Annotated in this window: 11 protein-coding genes; all 11 read right to left on the bottom strand. The window is 51.0% G+C overall.

Annotated features, from left to right (window positions below):
- Positions 1 to 41: 41 nt before the first annotated feature.
- A complete protein-coding gene (locus LUCIF_RS22465; protein ID WP_122630060.1) occupies positions 42 to 683 on the bottom strand; it encodes a sigma-70 family RNA polymerase sigma factor in 642 nt (213 codons plus the stop codon).
- Positions 684 to 743: 60 nt separating this feature from the next.
- Positions 744 to 5,039, bottom strand: coding sequence for a translocation/assembly module TamB domain-containing protein (locus LUCIF_RS22460; RefSeq protein WP_122630059.1), 4,296 nt, complete (start codon positions 5,037 to 5,039; stop codon positions 744 to 746).
- Between the two features lie 326 nt (positions 5,040 to 5,365).
- Positions 5,366 to 6,661 carry a TolC family protein gene (locus LUCIF_RS22455; RefSeq protein ID WP_122630058.1) on the bottom strand — a complete coding sequence of 432 codons (1,296 nt, stop codon included), beginning with the start codon at positions 6,659 to 6,661 and terminating at the stop codon, positions 5,366 to 5,368.
- Positions 6,662 to 6,833: 172 nt separating this feature from the next.
- Entirely contained in the window at positions 6,834 to 8,111 is a 1,278-nt protein-coding gene (locus LUCIF_RS22450) for an MlaD family protein (RefSeq protein WP_122630057.1), read from the bottom strand.
- Positions 8,108 to 8,866, bottom strand: a complete 759-nt coding sequence (locus LUCIF_RS22445) for an ABC transporter ATP-binding protein (RefSeq protein ID WP_122630056.1) — start codon at positions 8,864 to 8,866, stop codon at positions 8,108 to 8,110. Before LUCIF_RS22445 ends, LUCIF_RS22450 begins: the two co-directional genes overlap by 4 nt.
- Before the next feature lie 31 nt (positions 8,867 to 8,897).
- Positions 8,898 to 9,662: an MlaE family ABC transporter permease gene (locus LUCIF_RS22440; protein ID WP_207858322.1), complete on the bottom strand. Its 765-nt coding sequence runs from the start codon at positions 9,660 to 9,662 to the stop codon at positions 8,898 to 8,900.
- A gap of 361 nt (positions 9,663 to 10,023) precedes the next feature.
- A complete protein-coding gene (locus LUCIF_RS22435; protein WP_207858321.1) occupies positions 10,024 to 11,862 on the bottom strand; it encodes a SpoIVB peptidase S55 domain-containing protein in 1,839 nt (612 codons plus the stop codon).
- Between the two features lie 16 nt (positions 11,863 to 11,878).
- Complete coding sequence (locus LUCIF_RS22430; protein ID WP_122630055.1) at positions 11,879 to 12,196, bottom strand: biotin/lipoyl-containing protein; 318 nt, start codon at positions 12,194 to 12,196, stop codon at positions 11,879 to 11,881.
- A gap of 38 nt (positions 12,197 to 12,234) precedes the next feature.
- Entirely contained in the window at positions 12,235 to 13,692 is a 1,458-nt protein-coding gene (locus tag LUCIF_RS22425) for a phosphodiester glycosidase family protein (protein ID WP_122630054.1), read from the bottom strand.
- 173 nt (positions 13,693 to 13,865) lie between these two features.
- A complete protein-coding gene (locus LUCIF_RS26620; RefSeq protein ID WP_207858320.1) occupies positions 13,866 to 14,237 on the bottom strand; it encodes a rod-binding protein in 372 nt (123 codons plus the stop codon).
- Between the two features lie 11 nt (positions 14,238 to 14,248).
- Positions 14,249 to 14,891: flagellar basal body P-ring protein FlgI (locus LUCIF_RS22415; protein WP_165866121.1), on the bottom strand; the 643-nt coding region annotated here is incomplete at its 5' end.

The raw sequence follows: 14,891 nt of genomic DNA, 5'->3' as shown, positions 1-14,891 counted from the left end.
TTTTGGTTTTCTCATTTAGAAGCGCTCGGCCTTAAAACGGCTTACCAATGCTGCATAACTTTGGCGAGCATGCCGCGGATGCGGCGGATGCCCTGTTTCTGTAAACGGTAAATATGGGAAAGGCTCATATTCAGGTCTTCCGCCAGTTTTTTCGGTTCATAATTTTGAAAGTAAACCCCGTTGAGGACAAGTTGCTCCTTGCTGGGCAAACGTTCCAAAGCCGTTTTCAGCTGCTCCACCAAATAGTTGTGTTCGGCCTGTACCGCCACTTCCTCTTCACTGCCGGCTAAGGTCTCACTCAGTGTACCGGCGGATTCGTCCCCCGCCAGCGGCTCATCCATGTAGGCCCAGTTAAGACTGCCTTCGCGCTGCAAGAAGTTCACCATCCGGCCCCGGATGCGATGCGTCGCATATAAACTAAACGCGACACCCCGGGCCGGTTCAAAGTTTTCTACTGCTTCGATCAGACCGACGGTCCCTTCCTGCACCAAATCCATAAGCATAGAGTCGGAACACCGCCAGTGCATAGCCAGTTTAAACACCAGCGGCTGATAATGCTCAATAAGCTGCCGCCGGCTTTCAAAGTCGCCGTCATGTTTATAATTTTGCCACAGAAGCTTCTCTTCTTCCGGTTCCAGCAGGTTGATTTTTTTGAGTTCCGCCAGATATTGGTGTAATAGCATACCTGTCACCCTCTTCATACATAAAGTGGCACACCTGCGGTTTGAGCCGCCGGCGTAACCTTAAAAACGGAACCGGGCTTGCAGCTCCAGTTTTTTGTTATTTTGCGTATCTGTTGAACCGGTCAGACTGATGCGCGGCGATAAATCATAGCGGACAAGCATGGACTGCTCCGTATGGTCGACTCCCATGGTATAGCTGAGGAACAGCCGGTCCGTGACATATTTGCCAACTTCCAGGCTGTATACGTCCCGGTTGATCGCCTCCGCCTTATCCTGATCCGATAAGGTGCCCGGCACCAGTTGAAATTCATCCAGGCCAAAGGCATTGCGGAAAGAACCTTCCACTTCGCTAAGGAAACTCATTTGCAAGCCGGCATTCATAATGCTGTAGAGTTCATCCCGACCCAGACCGGTATTGGATGTTGTATCCTTCTGTTTGTCATAATACCGGCTGCGCAGGGTCAGTAAGGAAATAATTTCCTGCTGGTTCATTTCCGGCTGGGAACTCAGCCGGAGGTCCATGGCGCTGACCGGCCCCTTAGCGGTCATATATACTGTGGTCTGTTCCAGCTTGGTTTGGGCGCTAAGCGTAATCACCGGCTCAAACGACCGGAACTGGATGAAATCGGCCCGGCCCTCCGTGACCTGAAACGGAGTTTGTAAATAGTTGACCGTACCCCGTAATGCGTCAATATGTCCGGAGACATCGGGGTATTTCGTTGTGCCTTTCAGTTTCACTTTGCCCTGGGTCCAAATATCATAAAGATATGGATTGTAAAAACGCACCTTATTGGCGGCAAGCAAATCCACATCCAGGGCTATATTCAAATCCGAGGGGCTCACTTCCGGTATATAAGGAATGTTAATCGTGTCATTCTCGAATGTCAGGGAGCCGCTCAATTTAGGTCTGGGACCCGTAGAATCCAATTTGAGCAGACCCTGTACCGGCCCTTTAAAGTATTTGCTATTTACGCCAAGTTTATCCAGTTTCAGCGTTAAGTTGTAATCATCCAGGGCCATTCCGTTCAGCCTGGCGCTGCCGGTCAGACTGTAACTGCCCGACCCCATAGCCCCACTGAAGGTATTTATATTTATTTTATCACCTTCAAAGCGAATATCAACCCCTACTTTTTGGATAGGGTCCGCCAGGGCGGCCAGTTTAATAACGCCGTTATCAATTTGTATGCCGCCTTCCAGGGTCGGGTGAGCCAAAGTACCGCCAATAGTAACTTCCCCTTTGGTTTGGCCGGCTCCCCAGGAAACCGCCTTGGTCAGGAACGGTAAAATGCTGAGATTCGCTTCGTCCAGACGGACCTTCAGATTCATCTGATCCTCAGCCGATGCCTGCTGCCGTCCCTGGGTATTAAGGGCTTTTAAAGGAATCAGGCCGTAGGCGCTGGCCCGGTAAGTTCCTTTGTTTAACAGTAACTGATTGACATGAATATTGTCTTTATCAATAACAAATAATCCGTACAAATTATCAAAGGTAGCGTTGGCCACGCTGCCGTCTTTAACTTCCAGGGAGACGGCTGCAGAAGGTTTTTCGGCCGTACCCGTAATTTGAACGCCAAAACTAAGTTTTCCTTTCGTTTCGATGTTCGTGTCCAGCCAGGCCGTTAACAATCCGGCATCCAAATCCCGGCCGCCGATTTCCAGGTTAAGGGGTCCATGCAAATCCGCCGTTCCCCGTACCGCCAGAATACCGCTGCCTTGGTTGGCCGTGAACCGGCTTACGGTAATCACATTGTTTTCCAGGCTTATATCCAGGTCTATGTTCTGGAGCGGATAATTCTTGATTTTTCCGCCGGTCATGTTTCCTGTCAGCCAAACATTCGGCCGCTTTAACGTACCGCCGATTTGAATATGGCCGTTGAGCCGGCCTGATACATCCTGGGTATCCACATTAAACAGGGGTAACAAGGCGCCCAGTTCGGCATTGTTTACATCCAGGCTGCCATAGACCGCTTCGGACGCCGTATCAATGCCGCCGGTAAAGGTGTATTTTCCGTTGCTTTGGGTAAAGCTGAAATTGGGAATATCCATCTGGGAACCGTGAATCTGCAGAGAACCGTGAATATCCTGTAGGGTCTGACCGTTGAAAACCATACTGTCGGCCAATAGTTCCCCCGTAAAGACCGGGTCCTGGGGCGTTCCGGTCAACTTGCCGCTAAAATTAGCTTTGCCGGTAACCGGATAGGGATAGTCGAAATGCAGTTTGGCCACGTCAATATTCTGGGCGATGATATCAAAATTGAGTTGATTGCCGGCCGATATTTCGCCGGACAGTTTCAATTCCGTATTTAGCGACTGCAGCGTAAAGTCGTGAATGGTTGTGACTCCGTTCACGCGTTGATAACTGCCCTCGCCTTTGGCCAGCAGATAACCGCGGAAACTTCCTTCCGTCAGCCGGACCCGGCCGCTGGCATTGAGCTGTTTTAACGTTCCGGTCAAAACAACATCATTGTCCACATTCCCCGTCAGTTTTTCTCCCGGCAGGAGCAGTTTAACCAAGTTTTCCGCCCGGGCGTGCCGGGAACTGATGGTAAGGTTGACCGGCTGCCCGTCAACCAAACCAATCGTACCGTCTATCTTATGGGTAGTAGCATGGTCGATTAGTTCCACGCCGCTTAGTTTTATTTGCCGGCTGGTCATCTCAATCCGGCCGGTGGCGGTAGTAAATGGCTGATAAAGCACAACCCCGTCGGCCGCATCAAATACAGCATTAAACACAGGATTATCGATTGTCCCCGTCACGGTTCCGTTTATGCCGCATTGTCCCTCCAAGGACGGTAAACCGACCCGGTTCCGGATCCCGTCCAGAGGCACTTGGCTGCCGCTAACATTCAGCGCAAGCTCACGGCCCGTGACGGTACCGGCGGCAGTAACCGCCCCTTCTCCCAGTTTCATTGTAAAATAATCGAGCGAAACCGTGTCCTGCTGCCGGGTAAAGCCGGCCGACAGAGACGTAAAGGGAATTCCCGCTGCTTCCCCCTGTCCCACGGTAACTGTTCCCTGCAGGCTGGCCGTTGCCAGCGTTCCCTGGCCGTCCACCAACAGGTCCACATCCCCCTGTCCGCTGAGACTGGGAAGTCCCGGCGGCAAAGCCGCGCAATTAAGCTGACGGCCATGCAATTCAGCCCAGAAGGCTCCGTTAGCCATATTTAAGCTGCCGTCACCGGTCACCCGGCCTCCGAACAGAGAAGCCTGCCCGGACGTCAAAGTAAGCTGTTGGGCATAATAATGCACCTTGCCGCCGGCATTGGCAATGGCATACCCGTCAATCTCGCCCTGTTTCACGTTAAAGCTTCCTGCCATATCTGGCTGACTCATCGTTCCGCTCACCGCCAGGTTGAAGGCTACCGTTCCCTGGAAAGGATATTCCCCGATGGCGGCCGGGTCAAAACCATCGGAAGCCACTTCGAGGTTCAACGCCGGTTCGGCGCCGTCCGTACCGATCTGTCCGTTAACAGTCAAAGGCTGGTTATTTACTTTTCCTTTGAGACTCAGCAGATAGACGGCATTATGGGTCAATGCCAGCATTCCGCCGGCCTCGCGTATCTTCAGGGAGTTGAAGTCGGCCCCTCCGTCTACCAGCCGGGCTTCGCCCGCATAGGTGAATTGACCGTGTTCCCTGGCCACAGTCAGATTCAGGTCTTGCAACAGGCCGGTCACTAACTGTATAGACGGACTGCCGGTTAAAAAGGGCTGTCCCTCTTGCAGCGCAATCTGGTCGGCGTGAATATGTAAGGTATCCCGGCCCCCGCTGTTTATGAGTCCCTTCACAACGACTCCGCTGTTCCGGTACTGCAGGGATAAATCTACGGCGATAGCGGGATTGGCGTCAAAATCAATGCGCCCGTTAATCCCTTCGACCGGCCACTTACCCTGGGATGTTTCCACGACCGCCGTCCCGTCTTCGGCCGTGATTCGCCCCGTAAATTCCGATTTCGTCGTTTGTTTTTGCTGCAAAAGCTCCGTCACATTCCAGCTTTTATCCGGGTATTGCTGCAAAAATAATTGTGGCTTAACCAGTGTTACGCCGGAAATCGCTGCAACCGGCCCCGCCCCCCGCAGTAAAGAGAATGGGTTGAAAGTTACCATAACTTTGTCACTGGCAGCAATTTCGTTTCCCTGTTTATCAAAAATCACTGCCTTGTCTACGGTTACTTTATTATACGACGTGATTTGCACGTTCCCGATCGATACCTTGCTGCCGAGGGCTTCGGTCAGTTGCTGGTCAAGGGTTTGCTGCATTCCGGCTAAGACGGTCTGACTGGCGGAAGCCCCCCAAAACAATACGGCAGCCAATCCAATTACTATACCGGCGGCTATCAGCGCGCCTATTTTTTGCCGCATGTTCAGCCTCCTGTCCTCCAAACGGATTCGCCCACCTTATGTAAAAACATTTTTCGTCTTTACTCATAATGATCCACGGGCATTTATTTCGACAGCGGAGGGGCTCTTTCCTCTCGGTATAAATTGGTATGCTATTTTTCCCCAAATAAAACCGGTTAATGCGGACGGGATTGGCGTTTGGACATTAGGTTTTGGATGTTGGGTATTGAAGGTTGGGGGCAAGTATAATTTCTCTTCACAAAAAAAGACCGGAAACTCCGGTCTTTTTAGTATAAGTTTTAAAGACTGCATAGATGCCACTCAAAATGATTCCGGACGTTTTTTTCCTATTTTGCCGGAACGCCCATGGCCTTTTCCAGTTGAGCCTTGCTGGTGTTATAATCATACAACGCCTGGATATAGTTGGTCTTGGCCTGGGTAAGCGCCAGTTGGGCATCAATAACGTCCAGGTTAGTACCTACACCCGAGCTATAACGCACCTCATTAATTTTATAGTCTTCCTGGGCCTGGTTGACGGTAACACTGCTGGTCTGAATCCGTTTTTCCGCTTCCCTCATGCTGAGGTAAGCCTGACGCACTTCAAGCTGCACACTGTCCTTCGTTTGCTGCGCTGTGTGCTGCGCTTTGTCCAGAGACGCATCCGCCTGTTTAATTTGCGAACCGGTTGAGTTGGAATCAAAGATTGTCCACTTGGCAATCACTGCAACAGTCCAGTTATTATTCTCCACTCCCGGGAAACTCTGGTCGTTCCAGTCCTCCGACCCTTGCAGGTTCACATTAGGCGCACGTCCGGCCTTAGCGATTTTGACATTTGCCTGACTTTGAGCCACCGCCACGTCGGTCTGCTTGACTTCGGGCCGGTTGGCCAGAGCCTGGCGAATGCAGTCATCCAAAGACTGCGTATACTTTTCGTATTTCAAATCTTCCTTAAGTTTAATTTCCGTATTCAGCGGCAAACCAGTGACATTGTTCAGGTTAGCAACGGCCAGATCATAGTTGTTTTGCGCTTTGGTCAGGTCCTGCTGCGCATTGGCCAGTTGCACCTGAGAACTCAATAAGTCCGACTTGGCCACCGTTCCCACGTCATATTGGGCCTGTACATTTTTCAAATGCTGCGTCAGGTCGACCACCGAATCCTGATTCACTTTCAATAGATTACGGTCCTGCAATACGGTAAAATAGTCGGTGGTTGTATCCAGTTTCACTTGCTGCATGGTACTTTCCAGACCCAGATCGGCATAGGTCAGACCCAATTGGGCATACTCAATCTTACCCTCCAGGTTCCCCCCCGTATAAAGCGGTACCGTAAGCACCAGGGAATTGTCAAAATTGTTGTTTACGAACGACGGCTCCGTGCTGGTGGCCTGGCTCTTAAAGCGCTTAGCTGTATGAGTAATATCCGCAGTAAGCCCCTTGCCCGCCTTGGCTGCTGATAAACTCCAGCGGGCATTTTCCTTGTCCGCCATGGCAGTCTTTATGGACTGGTTGTTTTTAAGGGCCAGCGCGATGCTGTCGTCCAGGGAGAGTTCCACCGGCGCCGCCAGCACCGTGGCTGCGTTCAGCACCATCAGACCGCCGACGCACAACGCAGCCCAACGTTTCCAGAATTGTTGTCCAGACATTTCTTTCCATTCCTCCTGTTTTTTTACAAAATGCCATCGGTAAGATGCAGTTTTTCGTAAATTTTATGTATGATTGACCCTAGGCCATCTTTTCTGACTGAGTGGTCAATCCTTTTTTTATTATATGGGGAAATCCTGTCCCTGTCAATGCGCGGAGGCATCCCGCTTACGCTTAGAAGGACCGGCTGAGGCCGATATAGGTATTATCGCCGGGATTCTTGTTCAGGCTTTCGGTTTCGGCGACAAGGGACGTATCCGGCGCAAGCTGATATTTCGTACGGAGTTTGACGCGAACATCATTAGGGTCATATACATCAAGGGACAGTTGGAGGCGGTCGTTCAGTTTCGTATCGACGCCGACTCCCGCTTTGCCGTCTATGATCCCGGCCCGTTGGTCCCACTTGTCATCACCTTTGCCTACCTGAAAATTAAACTTGTTGGTTTCTCCCAGGTCGGAAACACCGACTACGGCAAAGTCCTGCGGCGATGTTTGAATCCGCACGTCCGCATTGCTGCGGTATTTATTGTTTCCCGTACCGTACAGCATTTCAAAGTCGGTCCGGGCACTGACATTTCCCACCTTGTTCAGCATCTTATTGGCCTTTTCGCTCACTTCCCGGGCATTGCGGAGAGTCGCTTTAATATTTTGGGCTGTTTCCGGGTCGGTTACGACGCCTTCCAGAGAGGAAGCCATTGTTTCCACCCGGACGCTGGTTGTTTTCAGATTATGAATCGCTTCCCGCAAATCCTCTGCCGTCTGTCCGTTATTATCCACGGTTGCAAGCATTTTATCAACCCGGGCGGCGACCTGTCGCATACTGCCCGACATGGCCTGCAGATTATGCACCATGCTGTTGACGTCGGCCTCGTTATTCCGGGCCATACGAGCCAGGACAGCGCTGAGCTGATTCAGATTGTCCGTAATGCGTTTGGCATTGACAGCCGAATCTTTTAGTGAGGCTTTTACCTGCTCATCGGCAAATATGTCATTGAAGGATCCCATCAGGATGTCCAGCTTGGCCAGGACTTCATCGGCCTTGGCTATCATTTGGTCAAGCCCCTGCGGGTCTTCTCCCCTGACCCTGGCATTGGGGGCTAACACTCCCGAAACAACCGGCGGCGGAATAATATCAATAAACTTTTCCCCCATCAATCCTTCCGTGTTAATGGTAAACTTGGCATCCGTGGGTAATTTCGTATTAGGATGAATCAACATTTTTACGTCTACTCCCTGAGGCGAAACCATCACGTCTTGCACCCGTCCCACTTCAACGCCGGCATAGCGGACAAGATTACCCGGCTTTAATCCGTTAACTTGTTTGAATGCGGCATAAACCGGGTAGCCTTTTTCCCCCAAGCTAAATCCGCCAAGATGAATCACCATATAGGCAAGCAGCAGCAGGCCTGTCAGCGTAACAGCACCTACCCTGGCTTCCGTGCTCATTTTCATTCCCGCAGCCTCCTTTTGGCCAGACCTGCTATTTTTTGACCTTGAATAAAGTGTTGCACCAGTGGATTCTCCGAATGACGGATCTCATCTACCGTACCGGTTTCGACGATCCGTCCGTTATAAATCATGGCAATCCGGTCGGCAATGTTAAATGCACTGGGCATATGGTGAGTCACGACGATGGAAGTGACATTCATCCTTCGCTGGGTGCCGGCAATAAGCCGGTCGATTTTGCCGGACATAATGGGGTCCAAACCGGCAGTCGGCTCATCATACAATATCACTTCCGGATTAATGGCAATGGCCCGGGCCAGACTTACTCTTTTTTTCATGCCGCCGGACAGTTCATTGGGCATGGTGTTTTCCTGTCCTCTGAGCCCTACTATCCGCAACTTGCGCCGCACTACCGCCGCAATTTCCTCATCTGTCATTTTGGTATGCTGCCGCAGTCCAAATGCCACGTTTTCCCCCACCGTCATGGAATCAAACAGGGCTGAATACTGGAATACCATGCCCATCTTCAAGCGAACCGCATTGATCTCATCTTCGCTTAGCCGGAACAGTTCCTTATCGTCAACCCAGATTTCACCGGAATCGGGTTTGAGCAGGCCGATGATCAGGCGCAGCAGGGTGCTCTTGCCGGAGCCGCTGGGACCGATAATCACCATGGTCTCACCCCGGGCAATCTCCAGATTAATGTTCTCCAACACCTGCTTACCATGGAAAGTCATATTGACATTTACCAGTTTGATCATGGTCTCTCCTCCAGGCAGAAATACTAGTTAATCAATATAGAAGCAGCGATAAAAAATAATTGCTGATAAAAATTAAAATAATGGAACTGACGACGGATGCCGTGGTTGCCTTGCCGACGCCTTCGGCTCCTTCGCTGGTATTCAAGCCTTTATAACAGCCAATTACGGCAATGATCGCCCCAAAAAAGGCCGCCTTGACCAGCCCTCCCGTTACATCATTAATAACGGCAAAGACCGAAATGGAATGAAGATAAGTAAACGAACCAATGCCGGCATAAAAGGTAGCCACCAGATACCCGCCGATGGTCCCGATCACATTGGCAAAGATGACCAGAACAGGCAGCATAAAGACACAGGCCAACAAGCGGGGAACAACCAGATAAGCAACCGGGTTGGTCGCCATAACCCGGAGCGCGTCGATCTGTTCGGTTACTTTCATCGAGCCAATCTCCGCCGTAATGGCCGCTCCCACCCGGCCGGCCGTGACAACGCCGGTCAATACGGGAGCCAATTCCCGCCCCATGGCAATGAACACAATACCGCCAACTGAGGATTGCGCACCATATTTAATAAACTCGTGAGCCGTCTGTACTGTCATGACCATGCCGGTAAATAAAATCGTCAACAATACAATAGGCAGCGAGTCAACGCCTAAATGTGCCATTTGCTGCAGTGTATGCCGCAGGTTGGCCTTCTTTAAATGAACCATTGCCTCCGAAAACAAAAGAACAATACGGCCGGTGTTTTCCAGCCATTTTAATATGGTCCGGCCTAGTTTTTCCAGCAGTCCTATCATAATTATAGTTCCCTCGCAGTATTTTCCCGCCGGCAAGTTGGGTGGTGCGGGCGATTGATATTATGCCATAATCATGTGTACGAAACCGATTCCCGCCCTATGCCTTAAAACAAAAAAATGGCCAAAAAACCGCTAACGCGGTTTTACCGCGCAAGAATCCGAAGTTTAGGGTCCGGCGAAATCGGTCAAAAGACTATACTTCCATTAAAAATAATTCTATGCTTGAAGGCATTTCCCTGCTTTGCAAGTGGTGACGCTATTTACCAATAAGAAAAACCGCTAACGCGGTTTTTTCGCTCGTGGCGCAGGGCTCAGGACGCCCATAAAAAGCCACACCCGGAAAACCGGGTGTGGCTGAATCTCATTTCTTTACGACCTGAATCGCGGCCTGTGTATCACCTTGAATAATATAATCGGTAGTAATATAATTTTTGGCCCCCTTATCCGGCGCCTTTAGCAAATCATCAATTAACGATTCCGATGCCGGCAGTTGCTTTTCAGCCTTCTCTTGACGAGGCTTGATATCGTTAGAAGCTTTTGGCTGGGCCACTGTGCCGGTCTCCAGACCGCCCGTAAGGTTGCCAAGATTCTTATCAAGCATTTCCACGACAATATCGTTGTTACGGTCCCGGTTGACCAGGTCCTTGATATCGCCTGCAAAGGATTCCGTTTTTTTCTTCGGATTTAATATACTCGCATCCAACCCCTGATTTTTTAACAGGAGTTGCGCCAAGGGCACCATACCGCCGCCGCGGACTTCCAACAACAACGGTCCGGGAGGCTGGTTCCCAGGTATGGTATAGGAAACGGTCCGTACAATCGGGTCACCCCGAAACGGTTTGAGAGTCACATCCAAATTAATTGTATCACCCGGCTTGGCGGTTGCGGCCCGGGCTTGTACCGATAAAATGGTCGCAGTGCGCTGTTCCTGGGTCGTGCTCACATGAACCGTCATATCCATGATATCGACCGGATGAAACGGATTGCTTGCCAGCATGGTCAACGCCTCATGCAATTCGGCAATCGCAGTTTGCGCAACATTGGCCGGGCTGTAAAACATGTTTTCCCGCTTCAGCACACCGCCGGGCATATCTTTCGCATCAATTTCAAAGCTGACCCGGGCCGTTCCCGGTCCTACACGGTCAGATGCCTTATTGATGGCGTCAAATACACTGGTGGCAGCCAAAATGGGGGCCAAATCCTGGTCCTGTACAACCATGACGTCGCTACGCTGCGTCTTATGTAAATCCTGGTCATTTACAAAAATATGCAGCGGCACTACGCTGGGATATTTAGCAAGACGCCCGGCAATTCCCGCCCCCCGGTCCTGATTGATCATTCCGATGGGAGATTCGGTGACTCCGACTTTAAACGGACTCTCCAGTCCGTTCACGGTAGTAAAAATCCGGGCATTGGTCATAAAATAACCGACATTGCCTTTTTGCAGAAAGGGATGGCCGAAAGCTAACACTTTGCCGTTTTCAACGTAGGTAACCGTCCCTAACGCTCCCAAGCTAAGATCCCCGTGTATCAATTCCACTCCGACCGCGCTGCCCGGTTCCAAAGGAACCGGATGATAGCTGTCGGAGTCTCCGTCAGCGCCGGAATCTCCGCCGCCAATATCATAGGGAATCAAGTGATACGGCTTAAGCTGCTCCTGTAAATAGCTCAGTGCCGGCTGGCCGAAACCGGCCGCCATCAACGGCGTATCCAGTTGTTGGGCCGTTCCGTCCTGACCCTGAACAGCGGCATTTTCCGTTTTCAATGCCGGTGATTGCCCGCCATCGGGCAAATCCCACAATTTCAACATATCCGCAATGGGAGTGACCATACCTATTTTGTGATCAGCCAGCGACCAACCATACGCAATGGCTCCAACCAGTTTGCCGTCAATATATACCGGACTGCCGCTCATTCCCTGGGCAATGCCGCCGGTGCGGTCAATCACATCTCCAAAGGTGCGGACCAAAATTAAATCCCCGGCGGCTCCTTTATTTTTCATGACTCCCAATACTTCTACGCCAAACTCTTCAATCTTTGAACCGGAAACCACCGTCTTGGCAATACCCCGCATCCCTGCATGCACTTCACTCACAGGCAGAATATCCGGTGCCGCTAACGCGGCTGCACTCCAAAACAGCAGACCAAGCATCATCATTCCTGCTGCAACCGTATGGCGCCATCGCAATACATACGACAAATAAAATCATCCTCTCCTATTTTCGCGCTGGCTCAATTCGTACTAACACTTCTCCTGTCCGGACGTTGTCTCCCGGGCTAACCAGGACTTGTCTCACCCGTCCGTCTGTATTGGCCCGTACGGCCGGAATGGGTCCGGTAATGGTATCAACAAATACCAATATATCTCCTTCCCGCACATTGGCACCGACACTTACCAGTCCTTGCGCCAACACCCGGCCGGCAAGAACCCCTTTTTGATCTACATAAGTATTTGACGCTGCAGCCCATGCGGCGGCAATCACCAGTAAGATTACCGTTAACAGTAAAATTCTGCGACGATGATTATGGAGCATAAGTAGCACCTCCCTAATCTCATTATACAGGATTCTGCTTAATTCGCAACCTTAACCGGCATAACCAGCAGGGCATCACCCACTTTCCGTTCCTGACCGTCGGAGGGATTATTCACCAGTTGTCCTTTAATTACCATGGCGCTTGAACTGCCGCCGTCAAAATTCATAGCGTCCACGGCGCCCAAGTCCTGCATTAATATAGCCAGTTCCAACAGGCTGACGCCAACACTGTCCGTTTCCCGTCCGTCTATAACGGTTAAAAGTATATGTCCGTCTTTCGTAATACCGAATGCGGTCCGGGGCGCCCGCCCACCGGACACATCGGAACCGAATTCTTCCACTTTGGTCGTTAAAAATATACTGCCGTCCTTTACCAGCATGGGACCGGCGCCCAGTATGACATTCGCCTTGTCCCACTCCGGTCCCAGCGTCTGGGTGACGGTAACTTTATCGCCCACTTTCAGGGAAGCCATTTTCGCGGCTGCGGCCCCGTGGGCCGATAAAACCACGCCATCGTCAGGAATTTTGGAATTGGCCTGATTCACGGCGACAATCACGCCGTCTTTCACAACGTATTCCTTACCATAAGGATTCGTACCGGTTGCTTCCCCAAAATAATGGTTGTAAAGAACCAGCGAATCTGTTTCCCGCTCGCAGTTGACCCCGCTAATAGGAACTTGGCTGCCATCGGGTAATGTAATATTTCCCTGGTAATTAACCTGGTCAATTAAAATTCTCCCGCCGGGCAGGATTCCCATGGCCGTACGCGGCAATTCGGGAATGCTGGCAATGGTCCCGTCTATTTTTAACAACCCCCAAATTTGCCCGTCCGGATCAAAATAGGAGCCGTTAACTGCCGCAACGGCCTGGGGAAAACGCTGCGCCATGGAGGATACTGTTTCCACGCCGGCGGTGATAGAGTCCCCGCCTAACACCGGCTGCAGAGCATATCCGGCCTGCGGGTCAATATCCAGAATGTGGGCCTGAATCGGTCCGAAGGGCATACTATGGAGCCAATACGTGTATTTAATTCCCGGGGCCACATCTTCGGTGATTTTTTGTTCATACGATTTTATCAGGTCGACAACCAGGCGATTCGGTGATTTTAATGTAAAAACATTATAGCCGACAGCCATTTTTAAATCAATTACGGCCTCTAAGCCGCCTGATTTTAATTGAGTTACGGAAAGGCCGTCGACAAAAGGGTCATTGAAAACCATTCGCGACGAACCGCTCTTGTCCACCGTGCCGGGCAAATCAATGGTCAATTGAAGCGGTGTTTGCTGCAATTTTACGTTGTAAGCGGGAATCTTATCCAAATCAAAAACAAGACGGATTTTCTCCGGCGTCTGACTAAAACGGATTTTTTGCAGGGTACTGCCCGCCGTTGCCGCCGGACCTGCCGGCGCAGCCGGTTGAACCGGTGCCGCCAATACGCTGCCGGCCGTCATCCCCAAAATTAGCAAGACCGTTACCAGACGTTGCAGTATTTTCATCGTACTATTTCATCTCCTGTACTGTTTGGGGTAGATTTTGGTAATTGGTAATTGGAATTTGGAATTTAAAAAATTGAGAACGGGAATGATGGACAAAAAAACATGAGCAGGTCCCTACTCCAACATCCAAATTAAAAGGGCCAGGGCCTTCGGGGCGCCTGGCCTTTTTGAAATCATTTAGTTTTCTCTTTGCTGACAACAGTCGGGGATAATTGCCGGTATAGCATATCGGCTAACCCAATGCCGCCGGCCTTAGCCATATTTTTACTCATTTCATTGTCCAACATGGACCGCATGATATTCTCTTCGGAACTATCGCCGAACAAAGTGTCTTTCGGCACTGTTTCCCGCATTTTAGACAATAAAAGATTGAGAAATACGGCTTCCATATCCTGACAGGCCTGACGCAACTTTGCTGCCTGTTTCGGATTCTGGATGTTCTGGGCCGCCTTGGTTATCTTAGCGGCCAACGCACCACCGGTACTCGTGTCGGCTGCCGCATTCACGGATGCTGCCAGGGGACTTTGTATTCCATTAATTTGCACTGATTTCCCCCCTACATGACCTGCAACTCGGCGTGAAGGGCGCCGGCTGCCTTAATAGCCTGCAAAATAGCGATTACGTCCCGCGGTGTGGCGCCGACGGCATTCAGCGCATTTACTACATCACCAACGCTGGCTGCTGTCGGCAGAACAACCAGATTAGCAGGCTGCTCCGTCACATTTACACTGGTATTATTGACAGCAACCGTACTACCGCCCGATAGTGGCGGCGGTTGTGACACGGTTGTGTTGTTCGTTATCTTAACGGTTAAATTGCCTTGCGCCACAGCCACTTCGTCAATAGTGACCCGTGATCCCATAACGACTGTGCCGGTGCGTTCGTTAACCACAACTTTGGCAATTTCATCGGGAACAACGGACAACTCTTCCAGGGCGGAAACAAAGTCGACCACGTTATTAGTATACGCCGGCGGCACGGAAACAATAACTGTTCCCGGATCCCGCGCATAGGCCACCGAACCAAACCGGCTGTCCAGCGCGTCGCTAATACGGCTTGCCGTGGTAAAGTCCGGCTGATTAAGGGCTAAAACGATATTACCGTCATTGGTAAACGTGGCGGGAACATCTTTTTCCACAATCGCGCCGCCAGGAATAGAGCCAACGGTAGGAAAGTTCTTCTGCTGGCTGCTGCCACCG

Source organism: Allolucifera butyrica (genome assembly GCF_900476375.1).
Taxonomy (GTDB): domain Bacteria; phylum Bacillota; class Negativicutes; order Sporomusales; family UPPP01; genus Lucifera; species Lucifera butyrica.
The sequence above is the reverse complement of the archived record's forward strand: the minus strand, read 5'-3'. Positions and strand labels throughout refer to the sequence as shown.